Genomic DNA, 18723 nt, shown 5'->3' with positions numbered 1-18723 from the left:
TCGGCATTGCGGCAGATTTGGGGGGTGAATTGCCCGCTGACGCTGCGACATTATCACGCCCCGTCACACCCGCGCGAGGCGCGCGTCATGACGGGGTTGCATCAGGCGCATAGCCACATGCCTATCAGTTTTGCTTAATACACCGCGACTTATGGCCCACGGCGCACAGAACACTGTGCTGTGATGCAGGGCATCCGGGGCGGGCGCAGGGGTTGATTTCTCCCTTTACCTGATAAAGTTTATCAACAATGATTTTGACCACCGTCGACATCTTTGGTGTGCCCAAACCTGTCTGACGTCGCCGTCAAGGCCAATGTTGTGGCCGATAAAGGACATATCTATGAACGACCTTACCCCCACCATCGAACGCCACCGCCATGAGCTGGTCCGGCGCAATCTGACCGTGACATCGGCCACCAAAATCACGCCCAATATGCTGCGATTGGTGTTTTCTGGGGATGAATTAGCCGGATTTACCTCCCTTTTCGCGGGCGACCATTTCAAGTTATTCATCGAAGACAGCGCGGGAGAGCCAGTGGCGCGCGATTATACGCCGCGCCATTTTGACCCGGCCCGAAATGAGCTGACAGTGGATTTCGCCCTGCACGAGGCCGGACCAGCCACCCAATGGGCGCTGAATGCCGCCCCCGGCACCCCGGTGAAAATCGCCGGTCCGCGCGGTTCTCAGGTGATAACCGGGCCAATTGAACGCTGGGTGATGATTGGCGATGAAACCGCCCTGCCCGCGATCGGCCGCCAAGTCGAGGAACTGCCCGCTGACATGCCTATCACCACAATCGTGGCTGTACCTGATCGCAGTGATGCGCAAGGCTTCACGACCAAGGCCGATCATGTGGCGATTTGGGTGCCACGCGCCGATCCCACCGATCCCGCCCCTTTGATTAACGCATTGGAAGGGCTGACCCTACCGCCCAAAACATTCGTTTGGGTGGCTGCGGAATCTGCTGTTGCACGCGCCTTGCGCGACCATCTGACCGGGCGCGGCCATCCCCTCCCGTGGTTAAAAGCCGCCGGATATTGGGTTGCGGGCGAAGCGGACTCCAATGCCAAAGACCTGTAAAGCGTCGCCTGTTTTTCAGCCTTCAGCTTAACATCAGGTTGACCCGTATACTCGGGCGGTGGCCGCAACCTTTGGCAACCGCCCGACAACAGGCTATGTCTGAAACTGGGTGCCCCATTGGCAGCGGAATGTCAGACATAAAGGACAGATCATGCGGATATTGTTGATCGAAGACGATGCCACCTTGGGCGCAGCCGTGGCCGATCAAATCCGTGCCGATGGTCACAGCGCCGATTGGGTCACGCTGCTTGATGATGCACGCGCCGCCATACAAGCTTCTGATTTCCAATTAATTTTGCTGGATCTGATGTTGCCAGACGGGCGCGGCATCCCGTTCCTGCGCGACTTGCGTGCCAGCGGCAACAAAGTTCCCGTGATCATTTTGACCGCGCTGGATCAGGTCAGCGACCGGATCGCAGGGTTGAACGCCGGGGCCGATGATTATCTGGTGAAACCTTTTGATCTTGATGAACTGTCAGCCCGGATCGGATCGCTTGCACGGCGTGCAATGGGCGATCCCAACCCCGTGCTGACGCTGGGAACGTTGCAAATCGACCGCACCGCGAAATCCTTGCAGCGCGCCGGCAAGCCGATCACGTTGACCGCCCGCGAGTGGGCCCTGTTCGAGGCCTTCTTGAACCGCCCCGGACAATTGCTGTCGAAATCACAGCTTGAAGAGGCGCTATACAGTTTTGATGATGAGATCGGCTCCAACACTATAGAGGTGCATGTCAGCCATATCCGCAAGAAGTTGGGCAAGGCCGTGATCGTGACCGAACGCGGCATGGGCTACCGTTTGGGCGCGGCCTAAGTGATGGCGCAATGGTGGCCCCGCATCCGACAATCTTTGACGTGGCGCATCGCCGCGCTTGTCGGTCTGGCCGTCACATTGCTATGGCTTGTCGCGGCCCTTGTCACGGTGGCGATTTTCAGCCGCGAAATGAACCGGGTTTTCGACAATGATCTGAAAGCCACAGCGCAACGTATCTTGCCCATTGTTTTGCGCGACCGCTCGCGCGACATGCCTTTGGGCAAGCTGGGCGGTGGCGACCGGCGCGATGATGATTTCCGCCGCCGCGATCCCCGCCAATTGGTAGAGCGGCTGGACCGTAAGCGCGACACAGTCGAATTTGTAATCCGCGACGCCAGCGGCGCAGAACTTCTGGCCTCGGCCAACAGCGCAGGGGTGGATTTTCCGCCGCCGCAAAAGCACGGCTTCACCCAAGATCGCAATTACCGGTATTTCTGTGACCGGGCGCCCAATCTTGGGATTACGATCACTGTGGCAGAGCCGCTGAACCAGCGCCGCTCTGAGCTGCATGAAGTCATGTTGGGCATGTCAGCGCCGCTGTTGGTGGTTGTTCCGCTTAGCTTTTTTGCCATTCTATTCGCCGTGCGCCGCAGCTTGCGCCCCGTGGGACGCCTAAGCGGGGATCTGGCGCGGCGCGGGCCGCAGCGGCTGGATGCGCTGTCAAAAGATGGGATGGTCAATGAGCTGCGCCCAATCATCGGGGCAATCAACGGGCTGATGGGTCGTCTGGATGCAGCGTTTGAATCAGAGCGCAGCTTTGCCGCCAATGCCGCACATGAAATGCGCACACCCGTTGCAGGGGCTATCGCGCAGGCACAAAGACTGCGCACCGAGACCCAGGATCCCAAGGCCGCCGCCCGCGCCGCAGATATCGAAGCAACCTTAAAACGCCTGTCGCGCCTGTCAGAAAAGTTGATGCAAATGGCCCGGGCCGAGGGCGCACGTCTGCGGATCAACGATCAATTTGACCTGCGGATGGTGCTGGGCATGGTGATTGATGATTTCACCCGCCTGCCGGGCGGTGCGCAAATCGAACTATCGCTGCCAGACACGCCCGTTTTGTCGGATCTGGATCCTGATGCCTTTGGAATTTTGGCCCGCAACCTGACGGAAAACGCCCTGCGCCATGGCACGGCCGATCAGCGCGTGGACGTAGGGCTGACACCGGACGGGAAGCTGATCGTGCGCAATGACTGCGCGCCACTTTCCCCTGAAGTGCTTAGCCGGGTTTCTGACCGATTTGCCCGGGGCGATGGGGCGGGCGATGGCACCGGTCTGGGGCTGGCCATTGCACATGTGATCGCAGAACGAGCCGAGGCGGAATTGGAGCTGCGTTCCCCCCTACCCGGGACTGACCGCGGGTTTGAGGCCTGCTTTGACGCAAGCCCCCTGCCCCCCTGCCGCGACAACGTCTAGATTTCGACCGTCACATGCCCGCGCGGATGTGAGCAGCAGGCAAGAATATAGCCGTCATCGATATCCTCATCGGTGATGCCGCCATTATGGACCATATGGACATCACCGGCGGTCTTTTTGACCTTGCATGTGCCGCACACACCAAAGGTGCAGCCCGACGGAATGTTCAACCCTGCCCCGCGTGCCACCGACAAAAGCGTATCGGTTTCCGCGCATTTCGCGGTGACACCGGACAGCGCAAATTCAACCTCTGCTGTGCTATCCTCATCTAAAACGACATCTTCAGGGATCTCACGCGCATCTTCGACAGGGGCGTGGAAGCTTTCCTGATGATAGCGATCCATATCAAAGCCCAAGCCCGCCAACGCTTCGCGGACAGCTTGCATGAATGGCTCAGGCCCGCAGCAAAATACCTCCCGGTCCAGATAATCCGGTGCCATCAAACCCAGCATCAACTGGTTGAAATGGCCTTGGTATCCAGTCCACGGCACCAATTTATCAGGCCCTTCGACAACCCATTTCAGATCAATCCCCGAAATGCGGCTAGCCATATGTTCCAACCGCTCGCGGAAGATGATCTCGGACGGGCGACGGGCACAGTTCACAAAAACAATGTCGCAATCGCGGCCCAGATCATAGAGATGTGTCGTCATCGACATCATCGGCGTAATCCCCGAGCCTGCGGACACAAACAGATATTTTCGTGCCGGATAATTTACCATCGAAAAACTGCCCGCCGGTCCGATCGCGCGCAGCCGCATCCCCGGCCCCAGATGATCCAACAACCAACGAGAGCCCAGGGACCCGTCTTGTGCCTTTACCGTTACGGTAATCGACATCGGTCGCGACGGGGATGAGGAAATCGTATAGGTTCGGTGCAGCGGCCCACCGGCCACCGGCAATTCCAATGTCAGGAACTGACCGGGTTGAAAACTGAACAACGCACCCGAAGGAGATTGAAAACAAAAGGTTTTCACATTTGGCGCTTCTGGAATGACAGAGACACATTCCAGCTCTTCTTTGCCATCCCAATACCGTGTCGCAGTCAGTCCATCCATGTAATCACTCCGCTGCGATTTTATCAGTGCCAAGGCGGCGACCGATGGTGTCGCAATACCAGTTTGCAAATTGGATCACGCCATCTTCATGCGTGGGAGAATAGGGGCCGGGCTGATAAGCGGGGCTATTGATCCCTTGTTGATTGTCTTCGACCACCTGCCGGTCTTCATCATTGGTGTGTTCCCATACGGTGGTCAGGTTCTTCAGATCGTAATCCACCCCTTCAACCGCATCTTTATGCACCAGCCATGTTGTCGTAACCTGAGTTTGCGTGGCGCTGATCGGCGTGACGCGGAAGGTGATCGAATGATCGGTCAGAAAATGGTTCCATGTGGTCGGGTAATGGAATTGCAACAGCGTGCCTGCATCCAGATATGGCACCCGGCCCAACCGTTTTTGCACAGCAATCTTGCCATCCATCGTATAGCTTTGCGCCCCATCCAGCAGCGGCATCCGCGCGACACGATACTGACCATCCTGCGCCATTTTAAACCGGGACGGCGCGCCGCCTGCCTCCATCCGGGTGAAATGTGCCTCAACCTTATCAGGAAAAGTGCCATCGGCGCTGACACCTGTGATCGACGGATCTTCGGGATAGGTCCGGCATAAAGACGGGTGATTGCCCGCACAGTGATAGCATTCGCGGTTGTTTTCCCACACCAGCTTCCAATTGCCGTTTTCGACAATGGTGGATTGATGCGCCACCTTGGCGTTTTCCAGATCATGCACCTCCAGATACGGGTGCACGGTTTGAGCGAAATCGTCAAAATCAGGTGGCACATCGGCCAGGCAAATATAGACCAGCCCGGCAACCTGACGACAATGCACGGTCTTCAGCCCATGTTTGGAGGCGTCAAACTCTGGCCCCATATCACGCGCCCACAACAAGCGCCCGTCCAGCTCATAGGTCCATTGATGATAGGGGCAGACCAGCTTGGCAACCTGCCCACCCGAAGCCTTGCACAGAACCGACCCGCGATGGCGACATGTGTTGTGAAACGCACGGATTTCATTGTCTTGTCCACGGACCAGAATTACCCGATAGGCGCCGACCTGATGCGTGGCATAAGCGCCCTTTTTGACCAATTGTGCCGCCGGAATCGCAAACAGCCACTCGCGGTAGAAGATTTGCTCCAGATCCATCTGAAAAATCGCGTCGCTGGTATAAAACGCCTGCTCAAGCGAATGTCCGGGTGTGCGCCGGATCAAAAGCTCTTGCACAGAGGGAGGATTTTGCATCGCTTGGGTCTCCATACCGTGCGGATGTCGCCGGTTGCCACAGGGTCTTTGCCCAAGTCTTAGATCGATTCCGCACGCGCGAAGTCGTGAATGCGACACCTGACAAGCCGGTTTGCGACATGTATCGCAAAAACCCAGCCGCCAATGGCAGCTTCCCCCCCAAACACGCAAACGCCCCCACTTTCGTGGAGGCGTTTTAAAGACCAGCGTCAAAAAATGACGCGCACCATCTTCATATACTGCTTAGTTTTTCAGCACTTATGCCGCGCTTTGAATGGACGGCTGTGTTGCAGAGACGAATTCACCATGCAGCGCGGTGATAACCGGCTTCAGATCGTCACGCTCCAAGATGAACAGCACATCGACATTGCGCGGACCTTGGGTGGCCCCCAGCGCCTCACGACCAGAGGCCGCGATCGCGTTCAAGCCGCGTGACAAGGCTGACAGGCCATGCAGATCACGCCCGATTACCGATGCCATTGCCAATGGACGCGCCGACACTTTGGCCGCCGGATAGATCTTGTTTAGATCCTTCTCAACACGGCGCATGACCTTCAACGAACTATCGACATAATGCGTGATCGTATTGGCATTCGACACTTTGGAAATGATGCGGACCTCATGTCGGGTCAGCACCTCAAGGATCGCGGCGTCATAGCCTTTGACCCCGACCATGTCCTGCTCAAACAATTCCAGCGCGATAATGTCCAGTCCGGTCACGATCTCAACACGTGGCGTCTGTGCCGGTTTGTCATCAATCAGCGTGCCCGGATCATTGGGTTCAAACGCATTGGTCACCCGCAGCGGGATCTCATTTTGGCGCAGGACCTTGGCTGCCTTTGGGTGGATGGCTTCCATTCCCATATTCGACAACTGATCGGCCACATCATAATTCGTATGACCCAACTTACGCACTGCATCCTGCCCCACAAGGTTCGGGTCTGCCGAAGACAGATGGAATTCCTTATGGATGATCGCCTCGCTTGCACCTGTCAGCGCGGCAAGCCGTGAAAAAGTGACCTCAGAATATCCACGATCAAACTCTTTCATCAGCCCTTCGGTGCATTGGGCGTAGCCAGTCACGATCGGCATTTCGGTCGTAAGGTCGATCCCGGTCAGGCCTTCGGTCAGCCGCTGGTCAAGATCGGGATGCCCCTCATCGCGCCAGCCAGACAGATCGACAAACCGTGCATCAACTCCAGAACGATTGAGCATCAAGGTGGTGACAAAGGCCGAATGCGCTTCGCCCAGACCTGACAGCATTTCACGCATTGCCAGCATGTGATCGGACAGCCGGAAATGACCATAAGAGCACAAGCGGCCCAAATCGATCAGGCAATTGCGCGACCCATCAATGCGATCTTTCACAAAAGATGCGGCCTGCGCCAGGTCCGCCGGATGTTCCAGCACCTTCTCATGTGCTGCGACCATCGCTGTGGCGACCGTGTCCAGCGCCTCCAGCCAGCCATGATCGTTATCGGCATTGGCAAAACGTGCGTAAACGCCAGACTCGCCTGTTTTCTTATGTTCCAACAAAAGGTTTGTGATACCCGAAAATGCCGAAACGACAAAAATCCGGCCATAGATCTCGGCACCTTTGCGATCCCCGATGAACAGCGTATCACGCAGTTCGTGCACGCGGCTCATTGAGGTGCCGCCGATTTTCTCGACGGTATGTTTGGGATGGCTCACCAATGGATTAGGCCTCCGACAGTTCATCTGCGGGCGCATAAGAGCCGTCTTCACGGTGCACTTCTTTCCCGGTGACTGGCGGGTTAAAGCAGCATGCCATGACAAGATCCGCGCCATCATCTGCGATCAGACGGTGGCGGTCATTCAAATTAAGCGCGTACATCACGCCGGGCTTGATTTCATGGGTGACGTTATTATTGTCCAGCTCGATGATGCGGCCCGTCCCGGACATGCAATACACGCTTTCAAAGTGGTGCTTGTAGTGGAATTCATGCTCTGAACCGGCTTCCAGCGTAGTGATGTGGAAGGAAAAGTTCATATTGTCATCAGCCAAAAGCATCCGCACCGAGGTCCAGCGTTCATTGGAAACCGAACGGTCGGTGTTCTTCAGCTCATTAAAATCACGAACGATCATAAGATTAGTCCCTATCAGCAAATAAGACCGCACGGGCGGGCCACATGCGCAGCCCCTCCCGGGTCATTTGGTTGGTATTTCGGCAATTACGCGGAGGTGACTTCGCGTGCAGCTTCGATCAAGATGTTCAAACCTTCGCGGAAGGTCTTTTCATCGGTGGTCAGCGGTGCAAGCACCTTGACGACCTGATCTTCATTGCCTGATGTTTCGATCACAAGACCCTTGGCAAAGCAGCGTTTGCAGATGGCCGACGCCAACTCTCCCGTGCCCACATCCACGCCTTGCATAATACCGCGACCTTTCAGGAAGGCACCGTCCACCATATTCGCGACGTCTTGCAGTGCTGTGGTCAAGATCACAGCCTTATCGGCCAATGACCGCTGAAACGTGTCATCGGACCAGAATTTCTTGATCGCGACGGTTGCCGTCAGGAAGGCATGTGTGTTGCCACGGAACGTGCCGTTATGCTCTGCCGGGCCCATCACGTCATATTCCGGGCGCACCAGCAACACAGCCATCGGCAAGCCAAAACCAGAGACCGATTTCGCCATTGTCACAATATCGGGGTTCACACCCATCTCTTCAAACGAGAAGAACGTGCCGGTTCGTCCGCAGCCTGCCTGAATATCATCAAGGATTAACAATGCACCGTGCTTCTTGGCCAGTTTAGCCACGCCGCGCACGAATTCCGGCGATGCAGCGTTTAGACCGCCTTCGCCCTGAACCGTTTCCAACATAATCGCCGCGGGCGGATCGATACCGCCCGAAGGATCTGTCAGCATCTGGTCCAACAGCGCAACAGCGTCGACACCGGCAGCATAGTTTTCAAACGGCACGCGCGACACGCCTTGTGTCAGCATCCCTGCCCCACCGCGGTGATACCCATTGCCAGTCGCCGCCAACGCGCCCATGGTTACGCCGTGGAAGCCATTGGTAAAGGCGATGACATTTTGACGACCTGTTGCCTTGCGCGCAATTTTCAAAGCCGCTTCAACCGCATTGGCGCCGGTCGGCCCCATGAACATCACCTTATGGTCCATGTTGCGCGGCTTGAGGATATGCTCCTCCATCGCGGCCAGGAAATCAGCCTTAGTATCGGTGTGTAAATCAAGCGCGTGGCCCATTTTGTCACCCATCAGGTGATCAACCAGCGCCTGCTTCATGTCGGGATCATTGTGGCCGTAGTTCAGCGACGAACAGCCGGCCAGAAAATCAATATAGCGATTTCCCGCAGCATCAAACAGTTCGGACCCGGACGCTTTGGTGAAAATGGTGTCGAAACCACGGCAATAGGAGCGTGCTTCGGATTCGCGGCGAACAAAAATAGATTTATCGTTTGCAGTGTCAAACGGCATGAAAAAACCTCGTGGGGTTTGGGATTTCGATATGAAAGGGAGGTCAGCGGACCGACAGTATCGGACCGCTGAGTGAAGCCATCACGGCACGCGGTTATGCGGCGGCGCGGTCTTCTTCGCGATTTGGTTCTACGTCGGCACCCGATCCGTAGCAGATCGTTACCATATGTTCCGTTGAAGCATGCCCATCGAAGTGATCATCCTTGTGGAAATGGGCCTCCGATGTCAAATCACCACCTGTTGAGCGCGCGAAGGACCGGAACAGGCCCCAGCTTGCTTCGTTCGATTTGGTGATCGTTGTCTTCATCTTTGTGCAGGCTTCGGCCTCAGGACGGTTCAACAGATGCTTCAGCATCCGCTTACCCAAACCAAGGCCACGGGCCGCGGGTGAAACCGCAACCTGCCAAACAAAGAATGTCTCAGGGCATGAAGGTGTGATGTAGCCGGAAACCCAGCCGATTGGCTGGCCGTCGCGCTCCACCAACACGCAGGTGTCGGCAAAATGATCGCACTGCAACAGGTTGCAATACATCGAATTTTCGTCAAGCGGCTTGCACTGCTTGATCAACGACCAGATTTCCGCACCGTCCTGAGAGGTCGGCTTGCGGAAAGTGATGTCCGGTGTAATGGCGAGTTCAACTGGCGACACGGTAGAAAGCCCTTTCATTTGCTTCGATAGGCTAAATAATGCAGTTGCAGAAAGTTTTCAACCTTCAAAGTATTTTTCTTCAATTTTTTTGAGGATTGGGAAATATATCCAATATTTCTTGCATATTTCCTTACCACCGCTTAATTAAATGCTTCGATAAATCAACGAAACAACCTAAGGATCTGTCGATTGCCGCACCCAAACACATCTGCGATACTAAGCCATACAAAGTTTTCAGGTGATAAAGGTGCACAGGTGACCGACAAGCGTATCGATATGAGTTTGATTGCATTACGCCGAATCCTTCGTGCGACTGAGCTTTTCGGCCGTGACCTTGCGAAATCAGCCGGCCTGACGCCGGTTCAATTCCGCGTGCTTCAGGTGGTTGCCGAAAAGGGCTGGGCCACCGCGAAGGGTATTTCCACCCAGATGGGGGTAAGCCAAGCGACCGTCACATCCCTGGTCGACAAGCTGGTGGATAAGAAAGTGGTTTTGCGCCAGCGCTCAGAAATTGACCGCCGCCAGACCGACATTGTACTGACCGACCTTGGCCGCGCCGCACTTGAAGAAGCCCCAGATGCGCTGCAACAGCGGTTCGTGCGCAAGTTTGAAGGCCTGCAAGATTGGGAACAGGCACAGTTGATCGCGTCCCTTGAACGCGTAGCGGGCATGTTGGATGCGGCGCAGATCGACGCGGCACCCGTGCTGCATGCCGGTGACATTGTTACCCGTGCGTAAGCCTTTTTCGCGCCCCAGATTCTGGGCGCGAAAAGACTAAATTTTAAGCGACACCTCGAAAACTCTAGCCCTGCTAATCAGTTACGCAGCCATTCTTTGGGCTTTGCGTTTGACTGGACTGGGTTCAATGTGACCCTATGTCTGCGCGGCCACCGTATTCGCCGAAGACTGTGCGCACCGCAATTTGACCTTTGGAGGATGAATGCCGATCGCCAACGCCCCCTTTACCCATGATGAATATCAACGCCGGATCAGATTGGTGCGCCGCGCCATGATGGAACGCCGGATTGACGTTCTGTATGTGACCAACCCATCAAACCAATATTGGCTGACAGGCTATGACGGTTGGTCGTTTTACACCCATCAGGGCGTCATCTTGACGATGGAGGGTGATCCGATCTGGTGGGGCCGTCACATGGATGCCAATGGGGCCCGACGCACTGTCTGGATGCAAGACGACCATATCCTCGCCTATCCAGATCGTATGGTGCAATCGGATGTCTTCCACCCGATGGAAGATCTGGCATCGCATCTGCGGATCATGGGGCTGGCAGACAAGCGCATCGGCGTTGAGATGGAGACCTATTTCTATTCGGCCAAGGCCCATGCCGTTCTGACCGAAGGGCTGCCCGATGCCGCCTTAATCGACGCTAGTGTTTTGGTAAATTGGCAGCGCCTGATCAAATCGGATCAAGAGCTGGCCTTCATGCGCCGCGCCGCGCGGATTTCGGAACTGGTGATCACCCGCGCGATCGAGCTGGTCGAGCCGGGCTATCACAAGCATGATTTGGTCGGTGAACTCTATAAAACGGCTGTTCAGGGCGAAGATGATTCATGGGGGGATTATCCCGCCATCGTGCCAATGCTGCCATCTGGGGCCGACGCCTCTGCGCCCCATCTGACCTGGAACGGCGAGGCATTTCAGGCCGATCAGATGACATTTGTCGAACAATCTGGCTGTTATCGCCGCTATCACGCGCCGCTTTGCCGCTCTATTTATCTTGGCAAGCCACCGCAGCATATGATTGATGCCGCCGATGCCCTGACCGAAGGGCTGAACGCGGGAATTGAAGTCGCGCGCGCTGGCAATCGGGCGTGCGATATCTCACGTGCATTGGATGCCGAATTGCTGAAAGTCGGGATTGAGCGCCCGGCGCGCTGTGGCTATGCGGTTGGCTGCTCTTACCCGCCCGACTGGGGCGAACATACCGTTAGCCTGCGCGGGTTTGATGAAACCGTGCTGGAGCCGGGGATGACATTCCACTTTATGCCCGGGCTGTGGATGGATGACTGGGGGATGGAAACCACCGAGACCATCTTGATCCGTGAAGACGGCGCAGCAGAGCCATTGTGCAACATCGACCGCAAGCTGTTTGTGAAAGACTGATGCGCGATCTGGAGCATGCCACGGCGATTCTAAACGACCTGATCGCCTTCCCCACGGTATCAGCCGATAGCAATCTGGACGTGATCACCTACATCGCTGCGCGGCTGCGTGATGGCGGCGCAACGGTGGAGGTTTTGTACGATCCATCAGGCACCAAGGCCAATCTTTGGGCAACGCTTGGACCTGATGTGCCCGGTGGTCTTGTTTTGTCGGGCCATTCTGACGTGGTGCCGGTGACGGATCAGGACTGGTCCACCGATCCGTTCACAATGACACAACGCGACGGTGCCCTATACGGGCGCGGTGCCTGCGACATGAAGGGCTTTATCGCATGCTGTCTGGCGAAGCTGCCGGAATTGGCACGCGCCGCCCATAGCCGACCTGTGCATTTCGCCTTCACATACGATGAGGAGGTCGGCTGCCTTGGCGGTCGCGCCCTTACCGCCGAATTGAAGCGACGTGACACCCGCCCGGCACTGTGTCTGATCGGGGAGCCCACGATGATGCAGGTGATAGAGGGCAACAAGGGTTGCTGCGAATATTCTGTGCATTTTGAGGGCCTTGAAGGCCATAGCTCGAACCCCGACAAAGGTGTGAATGCCGTGGAATATGCGGCGCGCTATATTTCGCGCCTGCTAGAACTGCGCCAGGCACTGATCGCACGCGCCCCCGCGCAGGGCCGGTTTGATCCGCCCTACACAACACTGAACATCGGCGCGTTGCATGGCGGCGTGGCCCATAATGTCATCGCCAACCACGCGCGTCTGGATTGGGAAATGCGCCCGATCAATCGCGCAGATCAAGATTTCGTCCAATCACAGATCACGGCCTATACCGCCACATTACAGGCACAGATGAAGGCGGTCAGCGCCACGACAGGGATCTCGACCGAGGTCATCGGAGAGGTGATCGGCCTGGAACCAATGGACCAGAACGCCGCCCGCGACCTGATCTTTCAGCTCACCGGACATAATGCAGCCGGTTGCGTGCCCTTCAATACAGAGGCAGGGCTGTTTCAGGATATGGGACTGGATGTAGTGATCTGCGGCCCGGGTGACATCGCGCAGGCGCACAAACCCGATGAATTTGTCACATTGGATCAGATGGCCCAATGTTTGGCGATGTTTGATGCGCTGGCAGCGCGCGGAATTTAGCGCAACCTCGAAAGTTTTATACATTGTCACGACATTATCGGGAACCGGGGCGGCGTTGGCGTGTTGGCATGTCATAAGACATAGGAGATGTTGATGTCCAAACTCGTAGCCCCTGCCTTCGCTTTGATCGCCGTTTTGGGTCTTGCCGCATGCCAAACCGTTGAGGGCTTCGGCCGCGACGTCAGCACAGCCGGCAGCACAATCGCCTACGAGGCCAATGACGCGCGATAAGCTTTGCGCGGGTTCAAAACCACCCGCACAGTATAAAAATATAGGCCCGGATACGCTATCCGGGCCTTTTGCCATCATCTGCCCTCTGGCCATGCCGCCCCAGCCGCGTTAAACCGCGCCAACCCCGGTGGCCCTTGACCGTCACCAATTTAGCGGGACGGATGGCACAAGGACAGCACCATGGCGCGGCATCTTATTACTTCGGCAATTCCCTATATCAACGGGATCAAGCATCTTGGAAACCTGATCGGCTCGCAACTGCCGGCGGATCTTTTTGCCCGGTATCAGCGCGCGCGCGGCAATGAGGTGATGTTCATTTGCGCCACCGACGAACATGGCACTCCCGCAGAACTGGCAGCGCAAAAGGCAGGTACGCCGGTTGCACAATATTGCGCCCAGATGCACGAGGTTCAGGCCCGTATCGCGGAAGGGTTCGGCCTGTCCTTTGATCACTTTGGGCGGTCCTCAAGTGAGCAGAACAAGGTTCTGACCCAGCACTTCGCCAAAGCGCTTGCGGCTCAAGGGCTGATCAGGGAGGTCAGCGAAAAGCTGATGTACTCCAATGCCGATGGCCGCTTCCTACCTGACCGCTATATTGAGGGCACCTGTCCCAATTGCGGCTTTGAAGACGCCCGTGGCGACCAATGTGACAATTGCACCAAACAGTTGGATCCGGTGGATCTGATCAATCCGCGCTCGGTGATCTCGGGCTCGACCGATCTGGAAATGCGTGAAACCAAGCATCTGTTCCTGTGCCAGTCGCAGATGAAAGATCAGCTGGACGCATGGATTGACAGCAAAACCGATTGGCCGGTGCTGACCACATCAATCGCGAAAAAATGGCTTCACGATGGCGATGGTTTGCAAGACCGTGGTATCACGCGCGACCTGAACTGGGGCGTGCCCGCACAATTTGACGGCGCGCCTTGGTCGGATATGGATGGCAAGGTTTTCTATGTGTGGTTCGACGCCCCGATCGAATATATCGCCGGGACACAAGAATGGGCTGACGCACATGGTGGCGATTGGGAACGCTGGTGGCGCACAGATCGCGGCGCTCAGGACGTGACCTATACCCAGTTCATGGGCAAGGATAATGTGCCCTTCCACACCCTGTCTTTCCCCGCCACAATCCTGGGCTCCAATGAGCCATGGAAGCTGGTAGATTACATCAAAAGCTTCAACTACTTGAACTATGATGGCGGTCAGTTCTCAACCTCACGCGGTCGCGGCGTGTTTATGGATCAGGCACTCGATCTGCTGCCAGCGGATTACTGGCGCTGGTGGCTGCTGTCGCATGCGCCGGAATCGGCAGATGCTGAATTTACATGGGAAAACTTCCAGGTCTCGGCCAACAAAGATCTGGCAGATGTGCTGGGAAATTTTGTTAGCCGGATCACCAAATTCACCCGCTCGAAATTCGGTGAGGCGGTCCCGCAAGGCGGCACATGGGGTGCGCCAGAAGCGGCCCTGATCGCAGAGCTGACAACACGTGTCGCGGATTATGAACGCCTGATGGAGGCAAAAGAGGTCCGCAAAGCCGCTGCAGAGCTGCGGGCAATCTGGGTCGCGGGGAATGAATATCTGCAGTCGTCTGCGCCTTGGACTGTGTTCAAAACCGATCCGGTTCAGGCCGGGGCGATTGCACGTCTGGCGCTGAACCTTGTGCGGGTCTATGCTGTCTTGTCGGCACCTTTCATCCCCACCGCCGCCAAGGCGATGCTGGACGGGATGCAGACCAGCGATGACACATGGCCCAGCGACATGGAGGCCGCCCTGAACGCCCTGCCCCAGGGGCATGCGTTCGTCGTCCCCGAAGTGCTGTTCCGCAAGATCACCGATGACGAACGCGATGAATGGCAGGCGCGCTTCGCAGGCAAGCGCGACGCATAACGCCTACGCCCCATGCCCGCGCATGGTATCGATGTGCTGACGGAGGGGGCGACCGCCCCCGACCGCGCCGGGCGGGGCTCGATGCCCCGGCTGGCGCGCGGCCCCTGAAAACGAAACCAAACGGCGGGAGCGTTGAACCATGGACCTGAAAGCTCAGCTGACCCAGCACGCTCTGGCCGAAGGGTTTTCGGCCATCCGCATCACCCGCCCCGATGCCATTCCCGAGGTCGCACAGCGCCTGGCGCAATTCGTCGATGCCGGGATGCATGGACAGATGGCATGGATGGCCGAACGGATGCATTGGCGTGGCGCGCCCGATGCCCTGTGGCCAGAGGCACGCTCGGTCATTATGCTGGCCGAAACCTACACGCCCGATCACGATCCGCTACAGGTTTTAACCCAGCCAGAGCGTGGCGCTGTCTCCGTCTACGCGCAAGGAAAGGATTATCATGATCTGGTCAAGAAACGGCTTAAACGCGTGGGCCGCTGGCTGCTGGACACGGTAAAAGACGGCGCGCCCCAGATCAAAGTCTTTGTCGACACTGCTCCGGTGATGGAAAAGCCGCTGGCACAGGCTGCTGGTTTGGGGTGGCAAGGCAAACACACAAATCTTTTGTCGCGCGATCTGGGCTCTTGGTTCTTTCTTGGCGCAATTTTTACCACGATAGAGCTGACAATTGACCCGCCTCAACACAGCCATTGCGGATCATGCCGCGCCTGTCTGGATGCCTGCCCGACAGATGCGTTTCCTGCACCATATCAACTGGATGCACGGCGCTGTATTTCCTATCTGACGATTGAACATAAAGGCCCGGTGGATCTGGATCTGCGCAGTAAGATGGGCAATCGGATCTATGGGTGCGATGATTGTCTGGCCGCCTGCCCGTGGAATAAATTCGCCCAAGCCGCGTTAGAGCTGCGCTACCACGGCCCGCATGGTGCTCCTGATCTGGCAGATCTGGCGACCTTGGATGACGCTGCATTTCGCGCCCGCTACTCAGGATCCCCGATCAAGCGGATCGGACGCGACCGTATGGTGCGCAACGTTTTATATGCCATAGGCAATTCCGGGCTGGCACATCTGCGCCCTGTCGCGCAAACCCTGTGTGATGACCCGGATCCAACCGTTGCAGACGCTGCGCAATGGGCCGCCCGGCGCCTGCCCCACAGCTGACAGCGCCATTAACAACATCCTGTGCAGTTTATGCCGTAGCCCGCCTGTGCCACGCAATATTCTACCGAACGCTGTCAGCGCGTGTAAAACCGCTTGCCGCGCCCAAGCCGATACCCAAAAGTGCCGCGCATGGCACATACACCCCCTACCTCTATCGTCGATTCGCCTGCGACCGGTATCTTGCTAAAGATCGGTTCAGTTCTGGCCTTTATCGTGATGTCTTCCCTGATCAAAGCCACGGCAGATGACATACCGGCAGGCGAATCCGTGTTCTTCCGCTCTGCCTTTGCCCTTCCGGTGATCGTTGTCTGGCTGGCATGGCGACGGGAATTGGGCATAGGATTTTCCGTTGCCAACCCGATGGGCCATGTGTTTCGCGGCGTCGTCGGCACGATGGCGATGGGGCTTAGCTTTGCCGGATTGGGCCTATTGCCCCTGCCCGAGCTGACTGCAATCAGCTATGCAACGCCGCTGCTGGTCGTTGTCTTTGCGGCCATGTTCTTGGGCGAAGAGGTCCGGCTGTTCCGTCTGTCCTGTGTCGCATTGGGGCTGGCGGGGGTGTTGGTTGTGTTGTCTCCACGGCTGAATTCCCCGTTAGGGGCCAGCGATCAAGAGGCATTGGGTGCCATCATCGTATTGATGGCCGCGCTATGCGCCGCCTTGGCACAGGTGTTCATCCGCAAGTTGGTCAAGACCGAGCGCACCTCTGCCATCGTCTTTTGGTTTTCGATCACGTCTTCTGCGCTGGCACTTGTCACCATCCCCTTCGGCTGGGTCATGCCAAACCCCACACAGGCGGCCTTTTTAATCGCCTCTGGCCTTCTGGGCGGGCTTGGACAAATTTTGCTGACATCGTCCTATCGCTTTGCAGATGCCTCCATCGTGGCCCCATTTGACTATGCATCAATGATCTTCGCCCTTGGGATCGGCTATTTTATCTTTGATGAGGTGCCAAGTGTGATCATGCTTGCCGGTGCCTGCCTGATCATCACCGCAGGGGTCTTAATTATCTGGCGCGAACAAAAGCTTGGCTTACAGCGGTCACGACAAAGACGGGCGCAAACACCGCAGGGCTAAGCCCCCTCGTAGAATCACGCATTTCGCGCTATAATTGGATCTCGTCACTGTCACACACCGGAGGAAGATCATGCCACGTCACATTCTCGATCATTCCATGCCACAGGCAGACGGGGCCCGATTGCGCCACTTTCTGGATCTGACCCAGAAAGAGGGGATCAGTCGCGCTACGGAAATCCTGACAAAACGCGCAAGGGCACGACAGCCGGCCCGCAAAGTGCAAGAATTTCTGCGCATTGAACGGCAAGAACATCTGACATAAGCCGCACAAAATGCAAAAGGCGCGCAAAACGCGCGCCTTTCGACAAAGCTCTGATGCTGTGATCTCGTTTAGGCGCGTACAAGCGCCTCATAGTCTTTTGCGATCTCGCGGGTCATCGCCCCTACGTCAAAGGTGATATCCCCGATCTGGCCTACCGGTGTGACCTCGGCCGCAGTGCCGGTCAGGAAACATTCCGAAAATGACGCCAATTCCAGCGGTTCGATCCGGCGTTCATGCACGGTGATGCCTTTATCACGCAGCATTTCAATGATCGTCTGACGTGTTAGACCGTTTAAGAAGCAATCTGCCTTGGGCGTGTGCACCTCACCATCCTTGATGAAAAACACATTTGCACCTGTGGCTTCTGCAACATAGCCGCGCCAATCAAGGAACAACGCATCGGAACAGCCCTTTGCCTCTGCCGCATGTTTGGACATGGTGCAGATCATATACAGGCCCGCAGCCTTAGCCGCGACCGGGATGGTCATGGGGTCGGGACGGCGCCATTTGGCGATGTCCAGCTTCGCCCCATCCCATTTGGCATCGCCGTAATAGCTGCCCCATTCCCACGCGACCACGGCCATACGCACAGGGTTACGCGCGGCTGAGACACCCATATCAAAGCCCGCGCCACGCCATGCCACAACGCGCACATAAGCATCGGTCCAGCCATTAGCCTTCAAAACCGCATATTTGGCTGCGTCGATTTCTTCGGGCGTATAGGGAATTTCCATATCTAACAGCCGACCGGATTCGATCAGGCGTTTGGAATGTTCTAAGGATTTAAAAATTTTACCATTGTAGCACCGCTCACCTTCAAAGACGGAGGAAGCATAGTGCATCGCGTGGGTGAGAATGTGGACATTCGCATCACGCCAATCCACCAACGTCCCATCCATCCAGATCTTACCATCGCGATCGTCATATGCCCCGGTCATTTTGCTCTCCTATTCCGGCAGTAATTTTTCATAAATTGCGTAAATCAGGTCCGATTTGGACATATAATTGCGCAAAAACTAAGCTTCGCTAACAATTGATTCTTGGAAAGTCAACATGACTGACATAAGCTCACGGAAAATGTGAGGTGACT

At 56.5% G+C, this 18723-nt stretch carries 18 protein-coding genes; 11 read left to right on the top strand and 7 right to left on the bottom strand.

Features of this window, described 5'->3' with window-relative positions; translation table 11 throughout:
• Window positions 1-340 precede the first annotated feature (340 nt).
• The 3 genes from BFP70_RS07485 (at window position 341) to BFP70_RS07475 (ending at window position 3308) form a co-directional block, all read left to right on the top strand.
• A complete protein-coding gene (locus BFP70_RS07485) occupies window positions 341-1081 on the top strand; it encodes a siderophore-interacting protein (RefSeq protein ID WP_066010729.1) in 741 nt (246 codons plus the stop codon).
• A 151-nt stretch (window positions 1082-1232) separates the two neighbouring features.
• Window positions 1233-1892, top strand: a complete 660-nt coding sequence (locus BFP70_RS07480; RefSeq protein WP_066010728.1) for a response regulator transcription factor — start codon at window positions 1233-1235, stop codon at window positions 1890-1892.
• 36 nt (window positions 1893-1928) lie between these two features.
• Window positions 1929-3308 carry a HAMP domain-containing sensor histidine kinase gene (locus tag BFP70_RS07475; RefSeq protein ID WP_176715512.1) on the top strand — a complete coding sequence of 460 codons (1380 nt, stop codon included), beginning with the start codon at window positions 1929-1931 and terminating at the stop codon, window positions 3306-3308.
• Here BFP70_RS07475 and BFP70_RS07470 read toward each other — a convergent pair.
• The 6 genes from BFP70_RS07470 to ectA form a co-directional block, all read right to left on the bottom strand.
• Window positions 3305-4366 carry a hybrid-cluster NAD(P)-dependent oxidoreductase gene (locus tag BFP70_RS07470; RefSeq protein ID WP_066010726.1) on the bottom strand — a complete coding sequence of 354 codons (1062 nt, stop codon included), beginning with the start codon at window positions 4364-4366 and terminating at the stop codon, window positions 3305-3307. The genes BFP70_RS07475 and BFP70_RS07470 overlap by 4 nt on opposite strands.
• A gap of 4 nt (window positions 4367-4370) precedes the next feature.
• The gene (locus BFP70_RS07465; RefSeq protein WP_066010725.1) at window positions 4371-5606 is read right to left on the bottom strand and encodes an aromatic ring-hydroxylating dioxygenase subunit alpha; all 1236 of its coding nucleotides are present in this window, start codon (window positions 5604-5606) and stop codon (window positions 4371-4373) included.
• Window positions 5607-5864: 258 nt separating this feature from the next.
• Entirely contained in the window at window positions 5865-7298 is a 1434-nt protein-coding gene (locus BFP70_RS07460) for an aspartate kinase (protein ID WP_255356632.1), read from the bottom strand.
• A 7-nt stretch (window positions 7299-7305) separates the two neighbouring features.
• Entirely contained in the window at window positions 7306-7713 is a 408-nt protein-coding gene (locus tag BFP70_RS07455) for an ectoine synthase (protein ID WP_066010724.1), read from the bottom strand.
• A gap of 86 nt (window positions 7714-7799) precedes the next feature.
• Entirely contained in the window at window positions 7800-9068 is a 1269-nt protein-coding gene (gene ectB, locus BFP70_RS07450; protein ID WP_066010723.1) for a diaminobutyrate--2-oxoglutarate transaminase, read from the bottom strand.
• Between the two features lie 94 nt (window positions 9069-9162).
• Entirely contained in the window at window positions 9163-9735 is a 573-nt protein-coding gene (gene ectA / locus BFP70_RS07445; RefSeq protein WP_066010722.1) for a diaminobutyrate acetyltransferase, read from the bottom strand.
• Between the two features lie 258 nt (window positions 9736-9993).
• Between ectA and BFP70_RS07440 the strand changes: the two genes are divergently transcribed.
• From BFP70_RS07440 to BFP70_RS07405, 8 genes are all read left to right on the top strand, one after another.
• Window positions 9994-10455 (top strand): MarR family winged helix-turn-helix transcriptional regulator, encoded by a 462-nt coding sequence (locus BFP70_RS07440; protein ID WP_066010949.1) that lies wholly within the window; start codon window positions 9994-9996, stop codon window positions 10453-10455.
• Window positions 10456-10657: 202 nt separating this feature from the next.
• The gene (locus tag BFP70_RS07435; RefSeq protein WP_066010721.1) at window positions 10658-11842 is read left to right on the top strand and encodes a M24 family metallopeptidase; all 1185 of its coding nucleotides are present in this window, start codon (window positions 10658-10660) and stop codon (window positions 11840-11842) included.
• Entirely contained in the window at window positions 11842-12996 is a 1155-nt protein-coding gene (gene argE, locus BFP70_RS07430) for an acetylornithine deacetylase (protein ID WP_066010720.1), read from the top strand. Before BFP70_RS07435 ends, argE begins: the two co-directional genes overlap by 1 nt.
• 93 nt (window positions 12997-13089) lie before the next feature.
• A complete protein-coding gene (locus tag BFP70_RS07425) occupies window positions 13090-13227 on the top strand; it encodes an entericidin A/B family lipoprotein (RefSeq protein ID WP_066010719.1) in 138 nt (45 codons plus the stop codon).
• A gap of 180 nt (window positions 13228-13407) precedes the next feature.
• Window positions 13408-15120 carry a methionine--tRNA ligase gene (metG, locus tag BFP70_RS07420; protein WP_066010718.1) on the top strand — a complete coding sequence of 571 codons (1713 nt, stop codon included), beginning with the start codon at window positions 13408-13410 and terminating at the stop codon, window positions 15118-15120.
• A gap of 139 nt (window positions 15121-15259) precedes the next feature.
• Window positions 15260-16294, top strand: coding sequence for a tRNA epoxyqueuosine(34) reductase QueG (queG, locus tag BFP70_RS07415; protein ID WP_066010717.1), 1035 nt, complete (start codon window positions 15260-15262; stop codon window positions 16292-16294).
• A 129-nt stretch (window positions 16295-16423) separates the two neighbouring features.
• On the top strand, window positions 16424-17371 hold the full coding sequence (locus BFP70_RS07410; protein ID WP_066010716.1) for a DMT family transporter: 948 nt from the start codon (window positions 16424-16426) through the stop codon (window positions 17369-17371).
• A 70-nt stretch (window positions 17372-17441) separates the two neighbouring features.
• Window positions 17442-17633: a hypothetical protein gene (locus tag BFP70_RS07405; protein ID WP_066010715.1), complete on the top strand. Its 192-nt coding sequence runs from the start codon at window positions 17442-17444 to the stop codon at window positions 17631-17633.
• Between the two features lie 68 nt (window positions 17634-17701).
• Here the strand turns inward: BFP70_RS07405 and BFP70_RS07400 are convergent, their stop codons facing one another.
• Window positions 17702-18571: a branched-chain amino acid aminotransferase gene (locus BFP70_RS07400; protein WP_066010714.1), complete on the bottom strand. Its 870-nt coding sequence runs from the start codon at window positions 18569-18571 to the stop codon at window positions 17702-17704.
• Window positions 18572-18723: the final 152 nt, after the last annotated feature.

The sequence above is a fragment of the Thioclava sp. SK-1 genome (genome assembly GCF_001705665.1).
GTDB lineage: Bacteria > Pseudomonadota > Alphaproteobacteria > Rhodobacterales > Rhodobacteraceae > Thioclava.
The sequence above is the reverse complement of the archived record's forward strand: the minus strand, read 5'-3'. Positions and strand labels throughout refer to the sequence as shown.